Raw genomic sequence first — 23999 nt, 5'->3', positions numbered from 1 at the left:
TGCAAGGTTACGTTTGCAAAGCGCGCGCGGCAAGCTCAGACCGGCTGGCCGTCGCGAAAGACTTGCCGCCATTCCAGAATGTCGACGCTCTGGCGCAGGCCCGTGGGCCAGAACGGGTCTTTCTCGACCAGACTTTGGACATCGGCGCGGGTCGCGGCCTCGATCAACCACATGCCGCCGCGTCCCTGGGTCCCGTCGAACAGCGGTCCGGCGCCGAGAATGGCGGCCCGGTGAGCGGCAAGAAACGCAAGGTGTTCGGCCATGTGTCTTTGGCGCAGATGTTCCTTTCCCGGATTATCCTGAAACGTGACACGGTAGAGCATGATCTGTCCTTTCGGTGCTAATGTGAACAGGATGACATGCTGCAAATTCGCTGCTCAGAGTGGAAAATTGCAGTCAGGAGATGCAAGATTGCAGTCATGAACTGGAATGACATGCGGTATCTGCTGGCGGTTGCGCAGGCGGGCAGCCTCAAAGCGGCGGCCCGCTCTCTTGGCGTGGACAAGACCACCGTATCGCGGCGCCTGCGTGCGCTCGAGGCGGCGCTGGGGCGCCAGGTGGTCGAGATGGGCGGGCAGGGCTTGGGTCTTACCGATTTCGGGCGCCGACTGTACCGCCATGCCGAGGTCATGCGGGACGAAATGCAGGGGGTCGGCGCCCTGGCCGGGGCCAGTGGCGATGGTATGTCTGGAACGGTGCGCCTGACAGCGGTGCCGATGATGATCAACCATATCCTTGTACCTGCGCTGGGCGATCTGCGCGCGGTGGCTCCGGGGGTGAGGCTGGAACTGATTGCCGAGGCCCGCGATCTGAGCCTGTTGCGCGGCGAGGCCGATATCGCCCTGCGTCTCGCGCGTCCGACAGAGGGCGGGCAAGGCGTGATGGCGCGCAAGCTGGGCGATATCGACTATGCTGCCTTTGCCCTGCGCGATGCCGCAAGGGATCTGCCCTGGATCGGCTATGAAACACGTATGCAATACCTGCCCCAGGCGGCGGCCCTCTCACGGGCCGCAGAGATCGAGGGCGCGGCCCAGGTCTCGGCCAACGATGCCGAGACCCTGTTCCGGCTTGTCTGCTCCGGCCACGGGAAAACGCTAATGCCCCGGATCATCGGCGGTGCCGAGCCGCGCCTGGTCGAGTTGCCGTTTCAGCATGGAGCGCCGCCCAGGCGCGAACTCTGGTTGATGTTGCGTCGCGAACTGCGTGAACTGAAGCGCGTACGCCTGGTCACGGATTGGATCGAAGGCGTTCTGTCCGCGCGAATGTCACAGGCCCAGCCGACGTGCTCTCCAGATCACGGCGAGGATGGCGACAACCCCTAGCAGGGCGGTGCCCAGCATCAGCCAGAGCAGCGGCAGCGCACCGGATTCGGGCGTTAGCAGGGCGCCGGCCCAGGCGCTCAGCGCGGCGCCGCCGCCCAGCATGATGGCGCCGTTCAGCCCCGAGGCGCTGCCTGCCAGATGCGGTCGCACCGACAGCGCGCCGGCGGTGGCGTTGGGGATCGACATGCCGTTGCCCAGCCCGACCAGCGTCATCAGTCCAAAGAAGCTGTATTCCGATCCATATCCGGAGAGCATGGTTGCCAGCGACAGGGTTATGCCAAGCGCGTTCATCAGGCAGCCCCACAGCACCATCCTGTCGACACCGAACCGGACCGAAAAGGCGCCGCTGACGAAGTTGCCGGCAAAATAACCCAGCGCCGGGGCGCCAAAGAACAGGCCCATCCGCGCGGGTTCCATCCCGAAAACCTCGGTGCTGACAAAGGGTGCGCCGCCCAGATAGGCAAAAAACGCCCCCGACGACATGCCACTTGCCAGCGAATAGCCCCAGAACCGGGGCGAGGTCAGCAGGGCGGGATATTCGCGAAACTGCTGGACCAGCGTCTTGCCGCTTTTCAGCGCGGTTTCTCCGAAATCGACATAGGTGAGAATGAGCGCCGCCGCCCCCAGCACGAACAGGATCCAGAAATTGGCCTGCCAGCCGAAATACTGGTCCAGCACGCCGCCCAGCGCGGGGCCGATCATCGGCACCACCGCCATGCCCATGGTGACCCAGCCCAGCATCGAGGCGGCCTTGTCTTGTTCGTACATGTCGCGCACCGCGGCGCGGCTAAGCACGATGGCCACCGCGATCACCGCCTGGCACATGCGAAAGAACAGGAATACCTCGACCGTGGGCGCATAGATGCAGCCCAGCGTGACGATCAGGAACAGGACCAGCCCCCACAGGATGACCGGGCGCCGCCCGGCCTTGTCCGCCAGCGGCCCGATCACTACCTGCATCGCCGCGTTCACCGCCAGATACAGCGCGACCGAAAGCTGCATCAGGCGGTAATCGGTCTGGAAATATTCGGTCATGTTGGGCAGGCTGGGCAGAAAGATGTTCATGCCCAGGGCGGAAAGGCCCGACAACAGGATCAGCGTGGCAAGCGCAGGCGGGCTGCGCTGCAAGGAGTTGGGCGGGGTCTGCATGGTCTCGATCTAGGCGCGCGCGGCGGGCAAGTCCATCTTTGGCCGTGGGTTAAGGTGTTAATTAGCAACTTTGCGTTTTGCTTTCGCATCGTTGCCAATGATTTGCAAATTTGCCGAATTCCCCTTTGGCGCGTGCTGCATTGTCTTTATGGTCCGTTCAAATTTCAAAGGGGACAATCGCCATGAAAGACATCCTTTCCGAGCTGGAAACCCGCCGCGAGGCCGCGCGGCTGGGGGGCGGGCAAACGCGGATCGACGCCCAGCACGCCCGGGGCAAGCTGACGGCGCGCGAGCGGATCGAGCTTTTGCTGGATGAGGACAGTTTCGAAGAATTCGACATGTTCGTCAGCCACCGCTGCACCGATTTCGGGATGGAAAAACAAAAGCCTGCGGGTGATGGCGTGGTCACCGGCTGGGGCACGATCAATGGCCGTATGGTCTATGTGTTCAGCCAGGATTTCACCGTCTTTGGCGGCTCGCTGTCGGAAACCCATGCCCAGAAAATCTGCAAGATCATGGATATGGCGGTACAGAACGGTGCCCCGGTGATCGGCATCAACGATTCGGGCGGCGCGCGTATCCAGGAAGGCGTCGCCAGCCTTGCGGGCTATGCCGAGGTGTTCCAGCGCAACATCATGGCGAGCGGAGTGGTGCCCCAGATCAGCGTGATCATGGGGCCCTGCGCCGGTGGTGCGGTCTATTCGCCCGCGATGACCGACTTCATCTTCATGGTCAAGGACACATCCTATATGTTCGTGACCGGTCCCGACGTGGTGAAAACCGTCACCAACGAGGTGGTGACAGCCGAGGAACTGGGCGGGGCCTCGACCCATACCCGCAAGTCCTCGGTCGCCGACGGCGCCTTTGAAAACGATGTCGAGGCGCTGGCCGAGGTCCGCCGCCTGGTCGATTTCCTGCCGCTCAACAACCGTGAGAAGCCGCCCGTGCGCCCCTTCTTCGACGAGCCGGGCCGGATCGAGGCCAGTCTCGACACGCTGGTGCCGGAGAACGCCAACACGCCCTATGACATGAAAGAGCTGATCAACAAGATCGCGGATGAGGGCGATTTCTATGAAATCCAGGAGGATTTCGCCAAGAACATCATCACCGGTTTCATCCGGCTCGAAGGACAGACCGTGGGTGTCGTGGCAAACCAGCCGATGATCCTGGCGGGCTGTCTGGACATCGACAGCAGCCGCAAGGCGGCGCGCTTCGTGCGCTTCTGCGACTGTTTCGAAATCCCGATCCTAACATTGGTCGACGTGCCGGGCTTCCTGCCTGGTACCAGCCAGGAATACGGCGGTGTCATCAAGCATGGCGCCAAGCTGTTGTTCGCCTATGGCGAGGCCACCGTGCCAAAGGTCACCGTGATCACCCGCAAGGCCTATGGCGGCGCCTATGACGTGATGGCGTCAAAGCATCTGCGCGGCGATTTCAACTATGCCTGGCCCACCGCCGAGATCGCGGTGATGGGCGCCAAGGGCGCGACCGAGATCATCCACCGCGCCGACCTGGGCGATGCCGAAAAGATCGCCGCGCATACCAAGGACTATGAAAACCGCTTCGCCAACCCCTTCGTGGCCGCCGAAAAGGGCTTCATCGACGAGGTGATCACGCCGCGCAGCACCCGCAAGCGCGTCAGCCGCGCCTTTGCCTCGCTGCGGGGCAAGTCGCTCAAGAACCCGTGGAAGAAGCACGACAACATACCGCTCTAGGAGGTCAATGATGGGCCAGACCCACGCCGGTGGATGCCTGTGCGGCGCGCTTCGCTACGAAGTCAGCGAACCGCCCCTGCGTCTGACATGGTGCACCTGTCGCTTCTGCCAGAAGATGACCGGGACACCGATGAATGCGCTTGCCGGGTTTTCCGGCACCGCGTTCCGGCTGGTGTCGGGCGCGCCGCGAACGTACACCCACGTTTCCGAAGGCAGCGGCAAGGAGATCTACCTGAAGTCCTGCCCGACCTGTTCCACCACCGTGTTTGTGGAACTGGAGCGGTTCCCCGGTTTCACGGGGGTCATGGCGGGCACCCTGGACGACCCGGACTGGTTCGACCGGACGCCGGAAAACGCCCGCTACATCTTCACCGAATGCGCCCAGAAGGGGACGCTGGTGCAGGCCGGATTTGCGGTCTACGCCCAGCACGCAACCGATCTTGACGGCGCGCCCCAGGACCCGGCGGTCTATGATCAGCATCACCTGGTAAGCCTATGACCCAGCTTTGGAAGGACGGTTCGGAAAAACACCCGAAAACACCGCAACAGTTTTCCTTGGTAAATGGTGCGAACTGATGAACGACAAGTTCGGATTTGAATTGAAGCCGGATGGCATGAAGGTTGCTGGAGAGGGCGATGGCGCTGGGCGCCTTTCCAATGCGTTTGCCGATGCGCTCAGCCCTTTCACGAACAGTCTCGGAATGCTGGGTGATGTAATACGGACATATCGCCAAGAGAACGCGATTAGAGCGTTGGACCGCGCGAGAATTATAGCTCGAGAACGGGGGATAGCTCTGCAACCCGTACCGCCAAAGTTTCTAATCAATTGGGTTGAGGGTGCTTCTCTAGAAGAGGGCGATGGAGGAGGTTCGCTTGAAAGCCTTTGGGCGGGCCTTTTGGTTTCAACTTCGCAAGGGTTGAAACCTGGTCATCACTACTATCGCAGGATTCTAACGGAGCTTTCTGGCGAGCACGCAGAATTCATAGAGCTGCTTTTGCCGAGACAATTCAAGGAGCTGTCTCTGGATGATTTCAAAGAAACGGCGCTAAGGGTAAATGCGTACTTCGATCAAAAGAAGATCCATTTGGAGGATGTGAACTTTGACGCAATAGTTGAAAATATTGAAAATTTGGAGGGGCCCGGAATCAAATTCCGTTCTATTCAGATGTGGGCCACTTCGTCCATTATTGCGATGCCTGACGAGGGAATATGTGAATCTAAATATGACGATATTTTAGACGCAGACCGAGGTTATGTTTCTGACGTATTGATTTCTCTGGGTCTCGTTCATTCGGTAAATTTTCATCTGGAACTAATTTGCCCAAAGTACTTTAGAGAATTTGAAGCGGGTGGGAAAAGTAACAAGCGTGGCTTGCTGATCGTTTCAGCATTCGCGCTAACCCCTTTGGGTCGTGATTTTGTACTCGCATGTATGGGGAAATGAGATGAACAACTTCTGGAAAAACCAGGCCTTCACCATCAGCCACGCCGACGGTTCCCCCTTTGTCGGGCAGGGGTTGCGGGCCTTCTTCGAATATCGCGATCTGGGCATCGACGAGGCCACCAAGGGCCGGTTTGGCGCCCATGTGATCCGCGCGGTGCCGGGCATGGAAAGCCCCGGCGCCTGGCACAGCCACGACCTTGATTTCCAGATGGTCTATGTCACCAAGGGCTGGGTCGTCTTCGAATACGAGGGGCAGGGCGAGCATGTTTTGCGCGCGGGCTCCTGCGTTTTGCAGCCGCCCGGTATCAAGCATCGCGAATGCCGTCATTCCGACGATATGGAGCTGATCGAGATCATCTCTCCCGCCACGTTCGAGACACGGGACGAGACCGCCCCATGACCTTGTGCGCCCGACATGGAACAGCGCATGCCACGTGCGATGCGCAAGCAACCCCGGCGAGAGGAGCCCGCTTGCGGGGCCGGGGTTGCCTCTATGTCCTGGCGCTTGCCACGGCCTTTGCCGCACCTGTTCGGGCGCAGGCGCTGTTGCCGGTGCCCTCGGGCCAGCCGGTGGAACTGGCCGATGTGCTGCTCGACAATAATCCGGGCGAGTTGTGGATCCGCTTCCGCTTCATCGCGCCCAAGATCGGCGACCAGGCAGGGCAAATTCCCTATGACGTGGTGGCCATCGACATGGAGCATCTGTGCACCATCCTGGCGGTCCCATATGTGGAAAGCCGCCAGATCACACCGGCGCGCGTGATCATCTCGATGTCGGACCGCCCGGTCGCCTTCGGCACCTCGCAACCCGGAGCTACACAATTTTTTGAGGCCTACCGCCTCCGCGACTCTCGCTGTATCTGGGAGGAGTTTTGACGATGCCACAACATGTTGCGGGTCAAACTTCACATCAGCGGAGTTTTGCGACTTTGGAGTCACAGGCCATGAACTTGCCCCATCCCGGATGTATTTCCGGCCCGATTTCCACTATGCTCCGGCACGGTCGCCAACGTGCGTCCAATCCCGAAAGGGTGAGGCAGGCAGAAGCAGCAGCTTCTGTTCGTTTCTATTGTGTCAGTAGGAGAAACAGATGTCGAAATGCATCAAATTCGTGGCAATGGTCGCCTTCGTCGGTGCCGTTGCTGCTTGTGACAACTCGCCGAAAGAAGAATTCGTCATCATCGAGCCCATCTCGACTGAGCCGACCTTCACCGGCAAGTACAAGTAAGAACACCGCGGGATCGGCCCTGCGGCCGATCCCGCGTTTCGCCACGCTCTCTGGCCGGGAGGGCGTGTCATGCTGAAACATCGCGGTTTCCCCAGCCGCATGCCCGGCTCTGATTTCCAGTTCACCATTCGCCGCGCCAATCCCAAGGGCGTGACACCGCTGGTCCGGCGCGAGCGCTATCGCGACCGCAAGGCGGTCGATCGCCGTGCCGATGCCCTGTTCATGCAGGCCCTGTGGGAGCAGTTTGGCGACCAACCCTTCGAGCGCGGCAACCTGGATGCCGGGCGCCTCAGCTGGCTGTTCGGTCGCGAGGTGGTGGCAGCAGAGGATCCGTTCGATCCGGCAAGCTACGAGGCACTTCTTGTCATCGACGTGACGGTGGCGCGGGCCGCTTTCCCCGATGCGTTCGACGGGGACGATTGGGAATGATCCAACTGGCGGCGCATATGGCCCGTTCGGGGAATACCGGACACGCCCTGACCGAGGGAGGACAGGGCGTGCCGCGGCTCTCAGAAGTTCAGCTGTACCGCAAGCTGAACCCGGTCGCCTTCGAAGCTGGCGCCGGTCGAGGTGGTGCGTTCGCCAAAGATGTATTCACCGCTCAGCGTCAGGTTGTCGGTGGCTTTGTAGAACGCGTTGACATGGATGGTTTCAAGCTCGGTGAAATCGAGCGTACCGGTCGAGGTGGGCAGGTCGTATTCCTCGCTGCCATAGGCGATGCCGAAGTTCCACTTCTCGCCGACATCCTGCCGGAATTCGACGGTAAAGCCATCGACATCGTTGGCCACGCCGCCAACCGCCGAGGCTCCGCCACCGATCAGCAGCGGGCCCAGCGCCTCGCCGGTGACGAAGGTCGCCTGGAACAGGCCGCCATGCCAGGGGCGCAGGGCACCCGACACGGTGACGCCGGTCTGGTCGACCTCGGTACCGCCGGAAATGACGGTGCCGACCAGGCCCGCGATACGGGCCGAGAACAGATCGTCATTGTATTCCAGCGCGGCGGTGACGACCGGATCGTCCGAGCGGGCGCTGTTTTCCTCGATAGAGGCGCTGAACAGCGCCTTGCCGAAGGCATGGCTGTAGCGCACCTGCGGCACCCGGGCAAAGGTCACGCCGACCGGGCCGTTGAACTCGACACTGGTCGGGTAATGGCCGATGGGCATGAAGTTGGTCCAGGTCTGACCGATCAGCCAGTGATCGCCGATGCGGATATTGGCATGGCGCAGGCGCAGTTCCGACCGGCCGCCCGAGGCGAACAGGTCGAACTCCAGCTGACCGCCCAAGGTGCCGATATCGGTCTCGGTGCTGGTGCGGATGCCCAGGCGCGACTGGCGCACGGTGGCGCCAAAGGTGCCGTCGGTGGCATTCGCCGGTTCGCCGATATTGTTCACAAAGGCGGTGTCGCCCTGCACAAAGTCGAAATCGTAAAAGAAATCGGCCTTGGCATAACCGTAAATGTCGATCGCGGTGCGACCGACATGCAGTTCGCCGCGTGCACCGGCGGCGCGGCCGGCCTCCAGCGCTTCGACACGGGCGCGCAGTGCGTCCAGTTCGGCCTGGCTTCCGGCATCGCCGGCCATCGCCGCTCCGGCGCCCCCCAGGGCCGCCATCAGCGCCAGCGCCGATATTGCGTCAAGTCTCCTCACCATTTCTACCCATCTCCTCGTATGTGTGGCGAGGCTTTGGGTTCCACGCGGCCCCGGTGTGATCAAATGACAAGCGGGCGATTGGCCGTGAGCGGAAATTGCCGCGATGGTGATCGTTCGGGAGTTGAGTTTTTGCCTGTCGCACCCGGTATCTCGCCGGTACAGGGCTTGGTGGGCACGAACGCGTGCAGTTCGCGTGAAAGCATTCTCCGCGCCTGTGGGTTGGGTCGGGATCGCGCGGCCTTGCGTAACGGTTATGTGACAGAGGATATGCCCGCGGCGGAGAAGCGCCCTGTCGGCACTTTCCCGCCAAGGTTGCTCCGCGCCCGGCAGAATCCGGCTCAAATCCGGCGTCCCGCGAACCGGGGCTTGGCGGCTTGCCACGGATACGGCAGCCTTGTTCAGGCGTGCGGCACAAATCTGCCTGCGTCGTGCGCGCACCTACTATTCCGTACCCCTTCCCTAAGCGGGCGGTTTGATGTCGCTGACCTCGAACCGCCCGTCTTTTTGCGCGTACCCGGCAGGGGTGGATCGGCGGATTTCCCCCCAATTGCGCGGCCTGCCGCTGAGCATCTGACGGACGCCGGGCTGCGCTTGATTTCCCCCAGCTCGCGGGCCCATCTATCTGCCCATAAGACGGACCAATCCGAAGGAAGGGCAGGATGCAGAAATCGAAACTCTTTGCCGGTCTGGCGCTCGTCGCCGGTCTGGCCGCCTGTGGTGACAACCCGACCGAACAGGCGCTTTACGGCGGCAGCGCGGGGCTTCTGGGCTCGCTCGCGCTGGACGGAAACCCGGTTGTCGGCGCAGCGGCCGGCGCCGCTGGCAACATCCTTTATTGCAAGGTGCAAGGCACCTGTAACTGACGCACTGAATTCTCTCCGGGCACTTAACCGCCCGGCTGACATCGCGCGATACGCCGTTCCTGGCCATCCGGCCGGGGGCGGCGTTTTGCGTTCCGACCCTTCCAAGACAGAGGACATCGCATGTTCAACAAGATCCTGATCGCCAACCGGGGCGAGATTGCCTGCCGGGTCATCAAGACGGCGCGCAAGATGGGCATTTCTACCGTTGCCATCTATTCGGATGCCGACAAGCAGGCGCTGCATGTGCAGATGGCCGACGAGGCGGTGCATATCGGCCCGCCCCCCGCGAACCAGTCCTATATCGTCATCGACAAGGTGATGGCCGCCATTCGCGCCACCGGCGCCCAGGCGGTGCACCCGGGCTATGGCTTCCTTTCGGAAAACTCGAAATTCGCCGAGGCGCTCGAGGCCGAGGGCGTGATCTTTGTCGGCCCCCCGAAAGGGGCGATCGAGGCAATGGGCGACAAGATCACGTCGAAGAAGATCGCGCAGGAGGCAAATGTCTCGACCGTGCCCGGTTACATGGGCCTGATCGAGGATGCCGACGAGGCGGTCAAGATCTCGAACGAGATCGGTTATCCGGTCATGATCAAGGCCTCTGCCGGGGGCGGCGGCAAGGGCATGCGGATCGCGTGGAACGATCAGGAGGCGCGCGAGGGCTTCCAAAGCTCCAAGAACGAGGCGGCGAACTCCTTTGGGGATGACCGTATCTTCATCGAGAAATTCGTCACCCAGCCGCGCCATATCGAGATTCAGGTGCTGTGCGACAGCCATGGCAACGGCATCTATCTGGGCGAGCGCGAATGCTCGATCCAGCGCCGCAACCAGAAGGTCGTCGAAGAGGCACCCAGCCCCTTCCTCGACGAGGCCACCCGCCGCGCCATGGGCGAACAGGCCGTGGCATTGGCCAAGGCCGTGGGCTATGCCAGCGCGGGCACCGTGGAATTCATCGTCGACGGCGACAAGAACTTCTACTTCCTCGAAATGAACACCCGCCTGCAGGTGGAACACCCGGTGACCGAGCTGATCACCGGTGTCGATCTGGTGGAGCAGATGATCCGCGTGGCGGCAGGCGAACCGCTGAGTATCACCCAGGATGATGTGAAACTGACCGGCTGGGCCATCGAGAACCGGCTTTATGCCGAGGATCCCTATCGCGGCTTCCTGCCCTCGATCGGCCGTCTGACCCGCTATCGTCCGCCGGCGGAAACCGCTGCCGGCCCGATGCTGGTCAATGGCAAATGGCAGGGGGATGCGCCCTCGGGTGAGGCGGCCGTGCGCAACGATACCGGCGTCTATGAGGGCGGCGAGATCAGCATGTATTACGACCCGATGATCGCCAAGCTCTGCACCTGGGCACCGACCCGTGCCGCCGCGATCGAGGCGATGCGTATCGCGCTCGACAGTTTCGAGGTCGAGGGCATCGGTCACAACCTGCCCTTCCTGAGCGCGGTGATGGACCATCCGAAATTCATCTCGGGCGACATGACCACGGCCTTTATCGCCGAGGAATATCCCGAAGGGTTCGAAGGGGTGACCTTGCCTGAAACCGATCTGCGCCGGGTGGCCGCTGCCGCGGCCGCGATGCACCGTGTGGCCGAGATCCGGCGCACCCGTGTCTCGGGCCGGATGGACAATCACGAGCGCCGGGTGGGTACGGATTGGGTGGTCACGCTGCAAGGTGCCGACTTCCCGGTCACCATCGCCGCCGATCACGACGGATCGACCGTCAGCTTTGACGATGGCAGTTCGATGCGGGTGACCAGCGACTGGACCCCGGGCGACCAACTGGCCAACCTGATGGTGGACGGCGCGCCGCTGGTGCTGAAGGTGGGCAAGATCTCGGGCGGGTTCCGCATCCGCACCCGGGGCGCCGACCTCAAGGTGCATGTGCGCACCCCGCGTCAGGCAGAACTGGCGCGGCTGATGCCCGAGAAACTGCCGCCCGACACCTCGAAAATGCTGCTTTGTCCGATGCCGGGCCTGATCGTGAAGGTCGATGTCGAAGTGGGGCAAGAGGTGCAGGAGGGTCAGGCGCTGTGCACCGTCGAGGCGATGAAGATGGAGAACATCCTGCGCGCCGAGAAAAAGGGTGTGGTCGCCAAGATCAATGCCAGTGCGGGCGACAGCCTGGCCGTTGATGACGTGATCATGGAGTTCGAATAACCCCATGTTCGGGGCACGCACATATCCTCGCGCATCGCGGTCGTTCGCCGCGCTGGCCCTGATCGGGTTGGCGGCCTGTGCGCTGGACCGCGAGGCCGAGGTGCGTGCCCAGCTCGGCGGCTGGATGCCGCTGGGCGATACACTCTATTTCGAGTCCAAGCTGGAATGCACCGCCGGGGTGTTTGCCACCCCGGCCGATATCCTGCAAACCAAGGTGCGCACGGTTTCGACCCTGCGAGATGGGCTGGCGGTACTGTCGCGCGAGGCCATCGTTGCCTTTGACCTTGAGGGCGAGACGCCCGATCAGGTCTCGCAGGCGGTGATGTCGGCGGATCTGCCCAAGGGCCTGGGCATCCTGGCCTCGGGCCTCAGCGCCCGCGCCTGCATGGACGAGGCCAGCAAATCGGCCTATCTGGGCGCTTTGCAATCGCCTGCCGCGCTGCTGGTTTTTGCTCCGGAAAACAACGCGCTGGTGATCCTCGACAGGGACCGGCGGCAAGTCTTCTTTGCCCGGGGGGACGTGTGATGGCCGCCCGCGCGCCTCAGTTCAGACCGCGCCGCTCGCGCACTTCCTGTTCGCGGGTCGGCATTTTGTCGATGGTGCGGGTCAGCTCGCGCACGCTCCAGGGCGTGGGCTTGCGCAGCTTCACGCCGCCATCCTTGTCGATCACCACCAGCGCAAAGCCGCGCGGACGCAGCTTTTGCCGCAATGGTGCGCGCGCCGACGGATCGGTATCGGTCAGCACCACGACATCGCGCTCCTCCAGCATCATCAGCCCGTCGCGCAGCATTTCCATCTGCTGGTGGAACCGTGGGTCGGCATCGGTATCGGCAAACACGACGATGGGCCGCTTTATCCATAAAAATTCGCTCAAATCGCTGTCACCGGCGGGCCGGATGAGGTCCTGCTCGGCAGGTTGCGCGGCATCCGCGGCCCAACCCGACACCGGAAGTAAGGCAAGGAAAACAAGGGCGAATAGTCGTTTCATGCGGTCTCCTGTCCTGTTCAATATAGACGTGGACGGCGCGATTGCGACTGTCCAGATGTGCGGGGGCCTCAAAAAGTTTAACGTTAATCGCTTCGTCAGGGGTTCGGCATGACTGTCGTCACGTTCCCCAACCCGCGACCGGCCCGCATGGCCGGCCAGAAAGGCGAAGCCATGGACGTTATCCTGCATCTCGGCGCGCACCGCTGCGCCACCACCACCTTTCAGCATTACATGCGCCAGAACGCCGAGCGTCTGGCCCGCGACGGCACCGGTTTCTGGGGGCCGCACCGCACCCGCACGGGCCTGTTTCGCGGCATCCTGCCCGGACCATCCATCGCCACCGGCCGCGACCCGTGCCGCCGCGCCGTGGGACGCGTGCGCCTGAACCTGTCCCGCAGCGCGCTTTCGGGGACCCGGCGGCTCTTGGTCAGCGAAGAGAACATGCTGGGCTCGATGCGCGAGAACCTGCGCCAGGCGGCACTCTATCCCTCGGCAGGCGAGCGGCTGGCGCGCTATGGCCAGGCCTTTGACGGGCAGGTCACTGACGTGCTGCTCAACATCCGGTCTCAGGATCTGTGGTGGGCCTCGGCGCTGGGCTATGGTCTGGCGCGCGGCTTCGGCCTGCCGTCGCAGGTGGCGCTGGACTGGATCGCGCGCAATCCGCGCGGCTGGCGCGACGTGATCACCGATGTCGCCTGCGCCCTACCGGGCGCGCGCATCTGGGTGCTGCCGTTCGAAATCTTCGCCGGGCGCCCCGAGGCGCAGCTGGCCACCGTCACCGGTCGCCCGGCGCCGCGCGAACACAGCCGCGAGCGCCTGAACCCCACGCCGGACCTGGCCGCGCTGCGCGGCCTGCTGCCTCCCGCTCTGGCGGCGCAGCTGCCCAAGGGCGAGGGGCGCTGGACCCCGTTCGCCCCGGATCAGGCCGCCGCCCTGCGCGAGGCCTATGCCGACGACCTGATGTGGCTGGCCGCCGGGGCTGATGGCCTGGCCTGGCTGGTCGACGATCTGAACAAGAAAACGGCGGGGCAAACCCCGCCAACCCCCGATTTGACAAGAGGAAAACGCAATGACCAAGACCGACGATTGGCGAGCGCTGGCTGAGAAAGAGCTGCGCGGACGCCCCGTTGACGACCTGACCTGGAACACGCTCGAAGGCATCGGGGTCAAGCCGCTCTATACCGCCGAGGACACCGCGGACCTGCCGCACATGGCCTCGCTGCCGGGCTTTGCGCCGTTCACCCGCGGCGTCAAGGCAACCATGTATGCGGGCCGCCCCTGGACCATCCGGCAATATGCCGGCTTCTCCACCGCCGAGGAATCGAACGCCTTCTACCGCCGCAACCTGGCCGCCGGTCAGCAGGGCGTTTCGGTCGCCTTCGACCTGGCGACGCACCGCGGCTATGACAGCGACCACCCCCGCGTGGTGGGCGATGTGGGCAAGGCCGGTGTTGCCATCGACAGCGTCGAGGACATGAAGATCCTGTTCGACGGCATCCCGCTCGACAAGGTGTCGGTCTCGATGACGATGAACGGCGCGGTGATCCCGATCTTGGCCAGTTTCATCGTCGCGGGCGAGGAGCAGGGCCATGACAGATCGGTGCTGTCGGGGACCATCCAGAACGACATTCTTAAAGAGTTCATGGTCCGCAACACCTATATCTACCCGCCCGAGCCCTCGATGCGGATCATCTCGGACATCATCGGCTATACCTCCGATCACATGCCGAAATTCAACTCGATCTCGATCTCGGGCTATCACATGCAAGAGGCCGGGGCGAACCTGGTGCAGGAACTGGCCTATACCCTGGCCGACGGGCGCGAATATGTGCGCGCTGCCATCGAGGCCGGGATGGACGTGGACAAGTTCGCGGGCCGCCTGTCGTTCTTCTTTGCCATCGGCATGAACTTCTTCATGGAGATTGCCAAGCTGCGCGCCGCGCGCACGCTCTGGCATCGGATCATGACCGAGTTCGGCGCCAAATCCGAACGCTCCAAGATGCTGCGCACCCATTGCCAGACCTCGGGCGTCAGCCTGCAGGAACAGGACCCCTATAACAACGTGATCCGCACCGCCTATGAGGCGATGAGCGCGGTGCTGGGCGGCACCCAGTCACTGCATACCAATGCGCTGGACGAGGCGATTGCGCTGCCCACCGATTTCTCGGCGCGCATCGCGCGCAACACCCAGCTGGTGCTGCAGGAAGAGACCGGCGTGACCAAGGTGGTCGACCCGCTGGCGGGCTCCTACTATGTCGAAAGCCTGACCAACGACCTGATCGAGAAAGCCTGGGCGCTGATCCAGGAGGTTGAGGAGATGGGCGGCATGACCAAGGCCGTGGCCAGCGGCATGCCCAAGCTCCGCATCGAGGAAAGCGCCGCCCGCCGTCAGGCGATGATCGACCGCGGCGAAGAGGTGATCGTTGGCGTCAACAAGTACCGCAAGGACAAGGAAGACCCGATCGACATTCTCGACGTCGACAACATGGCGGTGCGCGACGCCCAGATCGCCCGGCTGGAGCGTATCCGAAGCACTCGCGACGAGGCGGCCTGTGTCGCCGCGCTCGACGAGCTTACCCGCCGCGCCAAGGAAGGCGGCAACCTGCTCGAAGCGGCCGTCGAGGCGGCTCGCGCCCGGGCATCCGTAGGAGAGATCAGCATGGCGATGGAAAAGGAATTCGGCCGCCACCGCGCCGAAGTGAAGACCCTGGCCGGTGTCTATGGCGCGGCCTATGAGGGCGACGAGGGCTTTGCCGCGATCCAGAAGTCGATCGAGGCCTTTGCCGAGGAAGAGGGCCGCCGCCCGCGTCTGCTGGTGGTCAAGATGGGCCAGGACGGCCATGACCGGGGCGCCAAGGTGATCGCCACCGCCTTCGCCGACATTGGTTTTGACGTCGATGTGGGCCCGCTGTTCCAGACCCCCGCCGAGGCGGCGCAGGATGCCATCGACAACGATGTGCATGTGGTCGGCATCTCCAGCCAGGCGGCGGGCCACAAGACGCTGGCGCCGCAACTGGTCGAAGAGCTGAGAAAGGCCGGTGCCGGCGATATCATCGTGATCTGCGGCGGGGTCATTCCGCAGCAGGATTACCAGTTCCTCTATGATCACGGGGTCAAGGCGATCTTTGGTCCGGGCACCAATATCCCCGAGGCGGCACAGGATATCCTGAAGCTGGTGCGCGACGCGCGCGCGGGCTGAGGGCAGGGGCTAGGGGGCGCTGCCCCCCGGCCTGCGGCCTCCCCCCGGAGTATTTCGAACCAGAAAGAAGCGGCAGGCGTTGGCTTGCCGCTTTTTTGCTGTCAGTCTCTGCCCAGGCAGGAGGATGGTGATGGAACTGGATCATATCGCGGTGGCGGGCGAGACGCTGGAGGCGGCGCAGGCGCATGTGGAGGCGGCGCTGGGGGTGGCGATGCAACCCGGTGGCCAGCATGCGCGGTTTGGCACCCATAACACGCTTCTGGGCCTGGCGGACGGGCTCTATCTGGAGGCGATTGCCATCGACCCCGGCGCGCCGGGGCCGGAGCGGCCGCGCTGGTTCGACCTGGACCGCTTTTCGGGCCCGGCGCGGCTGAACAACTGGATTTGCCGGGTGCCCGATCTGCAGGCGGCCCTGAGCGCGGCGCCGGCGGGGGCGGGGGATATCGTCGATCTGGAGCGCGGTGCGCTCAGCTGGCGGATGGCGGTTCCGGCAAGCGGCGTTCTGCCCTATGACGACCGGTTTCCGGCGCTGATCGAGTGGCAGGGCGATCTGCATCCGGCGGCGATGCTGGCGCCCTCGGGCTGCGCGCTGCGCCGACTGGTGGTGACCCATCCCGAGGCCCGGGCGCTGGCAGCGCTGTGCGGAGCGCTGGAGAGGGTGGTGTTCGAGAGCGGGCCATCGGGCCTGCGCGCCGAGATCGACACCCCGCACGGGGTACGGGTGCTGGCGTGAGGGTCCGGCCGGCGCGGGCGCAGGATGCGGCTGATATCGCCGGGATCGCCAATCATTACATCGGCGACACGCTGGTGACCTTTACCACCGAATTGCGCAGGCCCGAGGCTGTGGCCGGTGATATCGCCGCCCGCGCGCCCGCCTATCAGGTGGCCGAAGCGGCGGGTGCGATTCTGGGTTTTGCCACCTATGGCCCGTTTCGTGCCGGGCCCGGTTATGCTTGCACCCGCGAGCATTCGATCCTGCTCGACCCAGGCGCGCGGGGGCAGGGGGCGGGGCGCGCCCTGATGACGGAACTGGAGCGCGTCGCCCGCGCCCAGGGGGTGCATGTGCTGGTGGCAGGTATCTCGGGCGCCAATCCGGGTGCTGTGGCGTTTCATGGCAAACTGGGCTTTGCCGAGGTGGGGCGCCTGCCGCAGGTCGGGTACAAGAAGGAGCGCTGGCTCGACCTGATCCTGATGCAGAAAATTCTCGATGCTGACCCAAATTGACGCACCTGACACCGCCGGGCGAAGGCGCTAGTGTGGCGCCATGTCACTCTGGACCCGCATAACCGACGCGCTGAGCGCGCTGGCTCAGGGCGAAAGCCTGAGCGCCGTGTTCGAACGCCTGCGCACGCCGCCCGAGAAATCGGTGGCCTTTGCCATCGCCGTGATCGCACTGGGTGCTAAGATGGCCAAGGCCGATGGCCGGGTCACGCGTGACGAGGTGACCGCCTTTCGCGAGGTGTTCCAGATCGCCCGCGCCGACGAGGCAGGCGCGGCGCGAGTCTTTGACATGGCCCGCACCGATGTTGCCGGCTATCAGGATTATGCCCGCAAGATCAAAGGCATGTTCTCCGAGGACAGCACCGTTCTGTGTGACCTGATGGAGGGGCTCTTTCACATCGCCATGGCAGACGGGTTCTATCATCCGGGCGAGAACGAGTTCCTGGCCGACGTGGCGCAGATATTCGGGCAGACCGACCGCCAGTTCCATGCCCTGCGTGCCCGTTTCGTACCCGATGCCCCCAAGGATCCCTATACGGTGCTGGGCGTGTCGCCGGACATGCCGATGCCCGAGATCCGCAAGGTCTGGCGCAAGCTGGTGCGCGAGACACACCCGGACGCGATGATGGCACGCGGCGTACCCGAAGAGGCGATCCGCCTGGCCGAAAAGAAGATGATCGACATCAACCGCGCCTGGGACGAACTCAACGGCGCGCGGGTCTAGGGCGATGCGGCTGGCGACCTGGAATATCGAGTGGTTCGCCAACCTGTTCGACCGCAATGACCGGCTGTTGGTGGATGACCGCTGGTCGGGGCGCCACGATGTCACCCGCGCCCAGCAGGTCGAGGCGATTGCCAAGGTGCTGACTGCGCTTGACGCCGATGCGGTGATGATCATCGAGGCGCCCAATACCGGGCGGACGCAGAACACGGTTCGGGCGCTGACCGCCTTTGCCGAAGCATTCGACCTGCGAACCCGCGCCGCAGCGATGGGCTTTGTCAACGAGACACACCAGGAACTGGCGCTGCTTTACGATCCGGCCCGGCTTGAGGCGCGGCACGATCCCTTGGGCGAGGAGACCGGCAAGCGCGGCAGCGCCACACCGCCCCGGTTCGACGGCACCTACCGGATCGACCTCGATATCGACGCGACCGAGGATCTGGTGCGCTTTTCCAAACCGCCGCTGGAACTGGAGATCAAGACCGCCACGGGCACTAGGTTCCGCATGATCGGGGCGCATCTGAAATCCAAGGCGCCGCACGGGGCCGAATCCCGTGACGAGGCGATCCGCATCTCGATCCTGAACCGGCGCAAACAGTTGGCACAGGCGATCTGGCTGCGCGAGCGGGTCGAGGATCATCTGGCGCGCGGCGACGAGGTGGTATTGCTGGGCGATCTGAACGACGGGCCCGGTCTTGACGAGTTCGAACATCTCTTTGGCCGTTCCTCTGTCGAGATCCTGCTTGAGGCGGGACTCTACGACCCGCATGCCGACAAGGCGCGGCAGGTGCGCCCGGGGCCGTTGCCGGCGACGGCGCGGTTCCAGCTGCCGGGCGAGGGGCGGTACCTGTCGGCGCTGCTCGATTACGTGATGATCAGCCGGGGCCTTATGGCGCGGCGTCCGGCCTGGCGCATCTGGCATCCGTTCGACGATGCCGAATGCTGGCAGATGGTCGAGCTGCGCGAGGCGCTGCTGACCGCGTCCGATCATTTCCCGGTGTCGTTGGATATCGACATCTGAGCTTTGAAATTGCGCGCGTGAATGCCTATCTTGGGCATATGAAACCGATCCTTTTCATCGCCCTTGGCCTGATGCTGACCGCCCCGCTTTCCGCCGCCGCGCAGGACGAGGAGGAAGGCCGCTCGCTGATGGAACGCGGAGCCGAACTGTTTCTCAAAGGGTTGAGCCAGGAGATGGAACCGGCGCTCAGGGACCTGCGCGACATGGCGGGTAGCGTCGGCCCCTCGGTGTTGAGTTTCCTCGAACAGATGGGTCCGGCGTTGGCCGATCTGGCTCAGCGGGTCGAGGACTGGTCGGTCTATGAGATGCCCGAGATGCTTCCCAACGGCGACATCCTCATCCGCCGCAAAACACCTTTGCCCGAGGCGCAGCCGGTTGCACCTGTAGAGCCGACCCCGCCGGGGATGACAGATATCTAGACAGGTGCCACAGGTACTGGGTGAGGACAAACCTGGCGCTTGCCGCAAGGTTTCCGTGGTTGGAACTCTGGTCCAGTGTCAAAAACGGTGGTTCTTGTCCATTACAGAAACATGTGGGTTTTTGGCAATTTCGTGAAATGTGGTTGCCTGGAACAATGTGTGGGGACCGAAAGCTATTTGGTCATTCGTCCGCCCGACATCGTGACAGGATCAATCGCCATCAAGTCCAGCAAACCTGAGGGTGAAAATCCAAGACCCTCGCACAGTCGCGCCGACCCAGTGTTTCCAGCACGAATGCCTGTTCCGAAGTATTGCACGCTTTGCCTTTCTGCCATGGCGACCAATGTCATCGCGCCGAGGAGTTTGGCAATACCGCGCCCGCGCCAGTGTTCGGCCGTCGAAAGCATGCCCCACCACACTCTGCCTGCTTCCGATGACGATGAAGGATTCTCTGCGATCGCAGCGGCCACACCAACCGCTTCGCCTTCCACTGTTCTTGCATACAAACAAACCGCAGGCCGCTCGTCACCACACAGGAAGTTTGAGGCAGGCAACAGCACTCCACAGGATTGAGTTAAAGCGTCTAGCTTCTCGTATTCCTCGTTTGAGGTGTCCGCTCCGACCTCCATGACAGCGAGTTCGGCTGGAAATGTACGGTGGGCGAGCAGTTCTTTGGCAATTGAGACTGAAGAAGCATCTCCGGTCCAATGCTCATAGACATCGGTAACAAGGCCAGCCTCCTCAATTGCGTTCTTGCGGGACTGCATAACCTCCGGGGTTAGGCGTGGAGATGGGCCGACACCTTGCATCCGTGCCAGTGCGATTTGAAGATCGACATCTTCAGCGCCGTCTTCGATCAAGGCGACCGCACGCCCGTGGCATGAATAGCGCGGATCACCCTTGACAATCTGCCATAGAAGATCGGCTCGGCGTTCGAGTGCCTGTTGGTCCGGGTTCCCGAAGTATCTGTTCGCTGTTGCCATAAACAACTCTTGCATGGCCCAAGATGGGGAGTCACTTGATTTCGTTCGGCCAGGCTTAGCCAAGAAACTCGATCCCGCGACCCGGCTTGTTTGCTTGAATGCTGCCCAGTGGGCAATAACCCCTAGACAAAACCTCCCGGCCAAAAACGGTCGTTATTACCTGTGACAGAAACGTATGGGTTTTGGCGCATCCTGCGGTGCAGAGAAGGTCGGGAAAGAGCCCTTATTTGCCATCGCCGCACGAAGTTTGAATGACCGAAAACCGCAACAGCTACTGAATTACCTGAAAGCCCTGCCGCACATGGCGGTGGCACGGCGAAGCGAGAAACTGGGCCCAACAACTAAATTGATCGCGATCAAGTCGGATGTTGCGACCAATCGTTAGCCTTACGCGCAGACAGATTTTCTAGCCTAACCATTTTGATACAAAGGAGAGCAGATTTGGCTACCTCTGAAGACAAGGGTTTGGACGCCATCGTCATCGGCTCGGGCATGGGGGGCATGGCCGCAGCCGCCGCGTTGTCCAAGCTCGGGCACAAGGTACTCTTACTGGAGCAGTACCAGACGCTTGGCGGGCTGACCCACAGTTTCTCCATGGAAGGGTTCTCTTGGGATGCGGGCATCCACTACCTCAACTGCCTCGCCCCGGAAGATCGCGAGCGCCACATGCTCGACTGGCTGGCAGACACGCCGATTAAGTTCGCCTCTATGGGCTCCATTTACGATAACTTGCATATCGGAGACGCCGCACCGCTGTCCCTGTCCCGACCATGGGAGGCGCAAGAGCGCGATCTAAAAGACCGGTTTCCGGACGAGGCCAAGGCAATCGAGGCTTGGATCGCCGCGCTCAGGGATGGTCGGCAAGCGTCGTTCACGGCCACTTCGACCCGCGCTATGCCCGAAATCATCGGCTCGGCGATGAAGTGGTGGCACAGCCATGCCATCGACCGCTGGTGCAAGCGGACGACGCAAGAGGTGATTGACGAGATCACCGACAACCCCGACCTCGCCGCAGTCTTCGCCGCTCAATGGTTCGACCACGGAGGCAGACCAAGTAAAGCAAGCTTTGCAATGCATGCCCTGATCACCGGGTCCTACCTTGAGAGTGGCGCCTGGTATCCGGAGGGTGGTGGCGCTGCCATTGCCGAGCACATCCTGCCGACGATCACGAAGGCCGGCGGAGAGGCGCGGGCAAACAACAAAGTCGAAACGCTGGTCATCGAGGATCGGCGGGCAGTGGGCGTGCGCACGGCAGACGGAGAGGAAATCCGCGCCAGGTTCGTGATCTCCGATATAGGGGCGCGCGAAACCGTAAACCATCTTCTTCCGGAGGGATGCGGACACCAGGAGTGGATTGACGAAATCAACGCCCTACCGCACTCGGTCGCCCATTTCAGCCTGTTCATGGGGTTCGAGGGCGATATCGAGGGTGCCGGGGCGACCCGCTCAAACCACTGGATATACCCCAGTGGAAAAGTTGACGTCCTCTGGACGGACGCGCCCGACAATCCGCCCGAAGGCATGTTCGTTTCCTTCGTTTCGCTCAAGGACTCCGCCCACGATCCCGGCCCGTCCAGGAAATACGCGGGGGAGATCGTTGCCTGGGCCGACTGGTCGGTGGTGGAGAAATGGGCCGGGCTGGAGCCGGGTGCGCGAGGCGAGGACTACCGGGAGTTCAAGGAAAAGGTCGAGAATATCCTGTTCGAGCAGTTCGAGACATATTTCCCTGACCTCGCCAAGCTCGTGGTGTTTCGCAACCTATCGACGCCCCTCTCCACCGAGGCGATCACGGGACATCATCACGGCGGTTTCTACGGCATAGACGTCACCCCCGAACGCGTGCTGAGCGACGCACTCCAGGCAAAAACCCCGGTGCCGGGTCTCATCCTTTCAGGTCAGGACGTCTTGAGCCCGGGCATTCCCGGAGCGCTATGGGGCGGAATCTTCGCTGCGGCCAGCATTGATCCGACGGTCTGGCGCGAACTTCCTAAGTAGGTTGTGATTTTTGTGCGATATCACCATGGAACGGCTGCAATAGCAGCCTTTCGGTCTGCAAATTTCAACGCTCGCTTCGTCCCGCACACCGAACACAAACCCCTTGCCAACACCTATGCGCCACAAACGGTTCTTTCCGCCGGTTGAATGGACGGTTAGGTTTTGACGAAACTACTGTTTGACGGCGTACATCTCGACCGGTTTGATGCGCCCCGCTTGCAGGTTGGCAATCATGTTGGGAATTTTCTCTGCGGTCGTTTGCTGCATGAGGACATGCAATCCCAGCGGTGGCGGAGATTTCTTACCTATGTTTGCCTTTTTCATCTTTGCGAAGAAATCAATCGCAAAGTCCCGTCGGTCGTTTTCCTGTCGCACCAAGAACCCGCCTTCTTCAAGCGCAGCGCGATAGGTTGCCGGGTCTGTCAAACAGCATGTCTCAGCAGACGACGCCCAGGGCACAGGATAGACAAGGTCTTCATCAATCGACCTCATAATGTCGTAGATGGCAAACGTCCCGCCAGGCTTCAGCACCCGGGCGACCTCCTTGAAGAGTGTATGTTTGTCTTCGATGTTCATCCCGACATGCATCATGTAGGCAACATCAAAATCGCCGCTCTCAAAAGGCATGGAGAGAGCGCTCGCGACCGAGAGGTTTACCTTGTCCGAAAGGTTCACCCATTGGCACAAGGCGTCACCGGTTTCGACATACTCCGGCGTCAGGTCTATGCCTTCGATCTGTGAACCGAAGGTGTGTGCGGCATAGCGGGCCGCGCCACCTAAACCGCAGCCAATGTCGAGCGCTTTGCTTGTTTCGGACAGATCAATTTGGTCGAAGAAGTGAACGGTTGCCGCGCGCCCGCCAATGTGAAACTCATCGACGGGGCCGAGGTCTTCGACACTTGCTTGTTCCGGTGTGATACCCTGAGCTTGCAGGCCACTGCGAATTGCAGCTGTGAGATTACCATGGCCATAGTGGGTTGCGACCTTCTCCTCAAAATTCATGTTTCTGTCGCTTCCATTGATTGTGAAAGGCTAAAGCGTCGGAGTTGGATTGACGTTGTAACCAACATGGCGGCGTGTCACGGGTCTCGCGTATGCTCGCTTCTCCTTCATTGTGAACTTCCCAAAAACTACCGCCATAACGTTTTCGCCATAAACGGTGGTTATTGCCGGTGACAGAAACCTATGAGTTTTGGCCAATCCATCAATGCAGAAGGCAGTCATTTTGGGCCGGTATTTGCAGGTATGGCTGCTCTTGCTATTATGTTGATGTGCTCTGAAGAGCGATCGCCATTCAGGATGCCGGAGTTCGATGACCCACATTGATGTAGAACTCGAACAACCATTCAGACTCGCCGTGTCCGGTGACCTCCCGGAAGTCCTGCCGCTTGCTAGGGCAACCGTTCCTGGCTTTGTCGAACATCTCTGGTCTCGGCTGGCCAACGAGGATGAAACTGCCGACGATTTCGGTCGGCGCGCTCAAGAAGCATTCATTGCAGAGAGACAAACTATCGTTGCCGATTTTGACGGTAAGATCGGCGCTGTGCTGATTTCCTATCCTATGGCGGACGCACCCAATCCGCATGTTCCTGGGATGGATGAACTGCTAAGACCCCTCATCACGCTATTCACCAAAGCCAAAGGGAGTTGGTATTTGCATGGCATCGCGACCGCTCCGGATTTCCAAGGCCAGGGTATCGCGTCGCAGTTGATGAATGTTGCCGAACGTCTAGGAAGGTCCAACGGAAAGTCGCGGATCAGCTTGTTGGTGATCGACACTAACTTGCAGGCAATCCAGTTTTATGAGCGGAGGGGTTTCGAGACGACAGCCTCAGAACCGGTCGTAAGGAGGGGTTGGAAAACGACGGCGAAAGACTGGCTGCTGATGGAAAAGCCCTTGAAGTGATTCCGTGC

At 62.0% G+C, this 23999-nt stretch carries 27 protein-coding genes; 21 read left to right on the top strand and 6 right to left on the bottom strand.

The window, feature by feature from the left end:
* Positions 1-35 precede the first annotated feature (35 nt).
* A complete protein-coding gene (locus tag AC2FNA_RS05210) occupies positions 36-323 on the bottom strand; it encodes a YciI family protein (RefSeq protein ID WP_496825002.1) in 288 nt (95 codons plus the stop codon).
* Between the two features lie 96 nt (positions 324-419).
* Between AC2FNA_RS05210 and AC2FNA_RS05205 the strand changes: the two genes are divergently transcribed.
* Positions 420-1322, top strand: coding sequence for a LysR family transcriptional regulator (locus AC2FNA_RS05205; protein ID WP_496825001.1), 903 nt, complete (start codon positions 420-422; stop codon positions 1320-1322).
* On the opposite strand, the gene AC2FNA_RS05200 is transcribed toward AC2FNA_RS05205, so the two are convergent.
* Positions 1266-2471, bottom strand: coding sequence for a multidrug effflux MFS transporter (locus tag AC2FNA_RS05200; RefSeq protein ID WP_496825000.1), 1206 nt, complete (start codon positions 2469-2471; stop codon positions 1266-1268). The two genes, AC2FNA_RS05205 and AC2FNA_RS05200, sit on opposite strands and share 57 nt — an antisense overlap.
* Before the next feature lie 182 nt (positions 2472-2653).
* Here AC2FNA_RS05200 and AC2FNA_RS05195 point away from each other — a divergent pair, with 182 nt between their 5' ends.
* The 7 genes from AC2FNA_RS05195 (at position 2654) to AC2FNA_RS05165 (ending at position 7288) form a co-directional block, all read left to right on the top strand.
* Positions 2654-4186: an acyl-CoA carboxylase subunit beta gene (locus AC2FNA_RS05195; protein ID WP_496824999.1), complete on the top strand. Its 1533-nt coding sequence runs from the start codon at positions 2654-2656 to the stop codon at positions 4184-4186.
* A gap of 10 nt (positions 4187-4196) precedes the next feature.
* Positions 4197-4685, top strand: a complete 489-nt coding sequence (locus AC2FNA_RS05190; protein ID WP_496824998.1) for a GFA family protein — start codon at positions 4197-4199, stop codon at positions 4683-4685.
* Positions 4686-4761: 76 nt separating this feature from the next.
* Entirely contained in the window at positions 4762-5631 is an 870-nt protein-coding gene (locus AC2FNA_RS05185; RefSeq protein WP_496824997.1) for an Abi-alpha family protein, read from the top strand.
* 1 nt (position 5632) lies between these two features.
* A complete protein-coding gene (locus AC2FNA_RS05180) occupies positions 5633-6031 on the top strand; it encodes a cupin domain-containing protein (protein ID WP_496824996.1) in 399 nt (132 codons plus the stop codon).
* A gap of 71 nt (positions 6032-6102) precedes the next feature.
* Positions 6103-6507 carry a DUF6497 family protein gene (locus tag AC2FNA_RS05175; protein ID WP_496824995.1) on the top strand — a complete coding sequence of 135 codons (405 nt, stop codon included), beginning with the start codon at positions 6103-6105 and terminating at the stop codon, positions 6505-6507.
* A gap of 214 nt (positions 6508-6721) precedes the next feature.
* Positions 6722-6859: a hypothetical protein gene (locus AC2FNA_RS05170; protein ID WP_203583153.1), complete on the top strand. Its 138-nt coding sequence runs from the start codon at positions 6722-6724 to the stop codon at positions 6857-6859.
* A gap of 69 nt (positions 6860-6928) precedes the next feature.
* Complete coding sequence (locus AC2FNA_RS05165; protein ID WP_496824994.1) at positions 6929-7288, top strand: hypothetical protein; 360 nt, start codon at positions 6929-6931, stop codon at positions 7286-7288.
* A gap of 80 nt (positions 7289-7368) precedes the next feature.
* Here the strand turns inward: AC2FNA_RS05165 and AC2FNA_RS05160 are convergent, their stop codons facing one another.
* Positions 7369-8508: a DcaP family trimeric outer membrane transporter gene (locus AC2FNA_RS05160; RefSeq protein WP_496824993.1), complete on the bottom strand. Its 1140-nt coding sequence runs from the start codon at positions 8506-8508 to the stop codon at positions 7369-7371.
* Positions 8509-9167: 659 nt separating this feature from the next.
* On the opposite strand from AC2FNA_RS05160, the gene AC2FNA_RS05155 reads away from it, so the two are divergent.
* The 3 genes from AC2FNA_RS05155 (at position 9168) to AC2FNA_RS05145 (ending at position 12063) form a co-directional block, all read left to right on the top strand.
* Entirely contained in the window at positions 9168-9371 is a 204-nt protein-coding gene (locus AC2FNA_RS05155) for a hypothetical protein (RefSeq protein WP_234137590.1), read from the top strand.
* A 120-nt stretch (positions 9372-9491) separates the two neighbouring features.
* Complete coding sequence (locus AC2FNA_RS05150; RefSeq protein WP_496824992.1) at positions 9492-11537, top strand: acetyl-CoA carboxylase biotin carboxylase subunit; 2046 nt, start codon at positions 9492-9494, stop codon at positions 11535-11537.
* Between the two features lie 4 nt (positions 11538-11541).
* Complete coding sequence (locus AC2FNA_RS05145) at positions 11542-12063, top strand: hypothetical protein (RefSeq protein WP_496824991.1); 522 nt, start codon at positions 11542-11544, stop codon at positions 12061-12063.
* 16 nt (positions 12064-12079) lie between these two features.
* On the opposite strand, the gene AC2FNA_RS05140 is transcribed toward AC2FNA_RS05145, so the two are convergent.
* Positions 12080-12526, bottom strand: a complete 447-nt coding sequence (locus AC2FNA_RS05140) for a DUF4174 domain-containing protein (protein WP_496824990.1) — start codon at positions 12524-12526, stop codon at positions 12080-12082.
* A gap of 108 nt (positions 12527-12634) precedes the next feature.
* Here AC2FNA_RS05140 and AC2FNA_RS05135 point away from each other — a divergent pair, with 108 nt between their 5' ends.
* The 7 genes from AC2FNA_RS05135 to AC2FNA_RS05105 all read left to right on the top strand — a co-directional run bounded on the left by AC2FNA_RS05135 (position 12635) and on the right by AC2FNA_RS05105 (position 19107).
* On the top strand, positions 12635-13630 hold the full coding sequence (locus AC2FNA_RS05135; protein ID WP_496824989.1) for a hypothetical protein: 996 nt from the start codon (positions 12635-12637) through the stop codon (positions 13628-13630).
* On the top strand, positions 13596-15725 hold the full coding sequence (gene scpA, locus AC2FNA_RS05130) for a methylmalonyl-CoA mutase (protein WP_496824988.1): 2130 nt from the start codon (positions 13596-13598) through the stop codon (positions 15723-15725). The genes AC2FNA_RS05135 and scpA overlap by 35 nt, the downstream gene beginning before the upstream one ends.
* A 130-nt stretch (positions 15726-15855) precedes the next feature.
* Entirely contained in the window at positions 15856-16458 is a 603-nt protein-coding gene (locus AC2FNA_RS05125; protein WP_496824987.1) for a VOC family protein, read from the top strand.
* Positions 16455-16949 (top strand): GNAT family N-acetyltransferase, encoded by a 495-nt coding sequence (locus AC2FNA_RS05120; protein ID WP_496824986.1) that lies wholly within the window; start codon positions 16455-16457, stop codon positions 16947-16949. Before AC2FNA_RS05125 ends, AC2FNA_RS05120 begins: the two co-directional genes overlap by 4 nt.
* Before the next feature lie 40 nt (positions 16950-16989).
* Positions 16990-17670, top strand: a complete 681-nt coding sequence (locus AC2FNA_RS05115; protein WP_496824984.1) for a TerB family tellurite resistance protein — start codon at positions 16990-16992, stop codon at positions 17668-17670.
* A 4-nt stretch (positions 17671-17674) separates the two neighbouring features.
* Positions 17675-18688 carry an endonuclease/exonuclease/phosphatase family protein gene (locus AC2FNA_RS05110; protein ID WP_496824982.1) on the top strand — a complete coding sequence of 338 codons (1014 nt, stop codon included), beginning with the start codon at positions 17675-17677 and terminating at the stop codon, positions 18686-18688.
* A gap of 38 nt (positions 18689-18726) precedes the next feature.
* Positions 18727-19107 carry a hypothetical protein gene (locus AC2FNA_RS05105; RefSeq protein WP_496824981.1) on the top strand — a complete coding sequence of 127 codons (381 nt, stop codon included), beginning with the start codon at positions 18727-18729 and terminating at the stop codon, positions 19105-19107.
* A gap of 173 nt (positions 19108-19280) precedes the next feature.
* Here AC2FNA_RS05105 and AC2FNA_RS05100 read toward each other — a convergent pair whose 3' ends face one another.
* Entirely contained in the window at positions 19281-20105 is an 825-nt protein-coding gene (locus tag AC2FNA_RS05100; RefSeq protein ID WP_496824979.1) for a GNAT family N-acetyltransferase, read from the bottom strand.
* Between the two features lie 160 nt (positions 20106-20265).
* Between AC2FNA_RS05100 and AC2FNA_RS05095 the strand changes: the two genes are divergently transcribed.
* Both AC2FNA_RS05095 and AC2FNA_RS05090 read left to right on the top strand, forming a co-directional pair.
* The gene (locus AC2FNA_RS05095; protein WP_496824977.1) at positions 20266-20475 is read left to right on the top strand and encodes a hypothetical protein; all 210 of its coding nucleotides are present in this window, start codon (positions 20266-20268) and stop codon (positions 20473-20475) included.
* A gap of 56 nt (positions 20476-20531) precedes the next feature.
* Positions 20532-22085, top strand: a complete 1554-nt coding sequence (locus AC2FNA_RS05090) for a phytoene desaturase family protein (RefSeq protein ID WP_496824976.1) — start codon at positions 20532-20534, stop codon at positions 22083-22085.
* A gap of 171 nt (positions 22086-22256) precedes the next feature.
* Here the strand turns inward: AC2FNA_RS05090 and AC2FNA_RS05085 are convergent, their stop codons facing one another.
* Positions 22257-23087, bottom strand: coding sequence for a methyltransferase domain-containing protein (locus tag AC2FNA_RS05085; RefSeq protein WP_496824974.1), 831 nt, complete (start codon positions 23085-23087; stop codon positions 22257-22259).
* A 310-nt stretch (positions 23088-23397) separates the two neighbouring features.
* On the opposite strand from AC2FNA_RS05085, the gene AC2FNA_RS05080 reads away from it, so the two are divergent.
* Complete coding sequence (locus tag AC2FNA_RS05080) at positions 23398-23991, top strand: GNAT family N-acetyltransferase (RefSeq protein WP_496824973.1); 594 nt, start codon at positions 23398-23400, stop codon at positions 23989-23991.
* Positions 23992-23999: the final 8 nt, after the last annotated feature.

This window comes from Ruegeria sp. YKSD163 (assembly GCF_059612905.1).
Note: the sequence above shows the minus strand (reverse complement) of the source record. Positions and strands in the feature narration are given on the sequence as shown.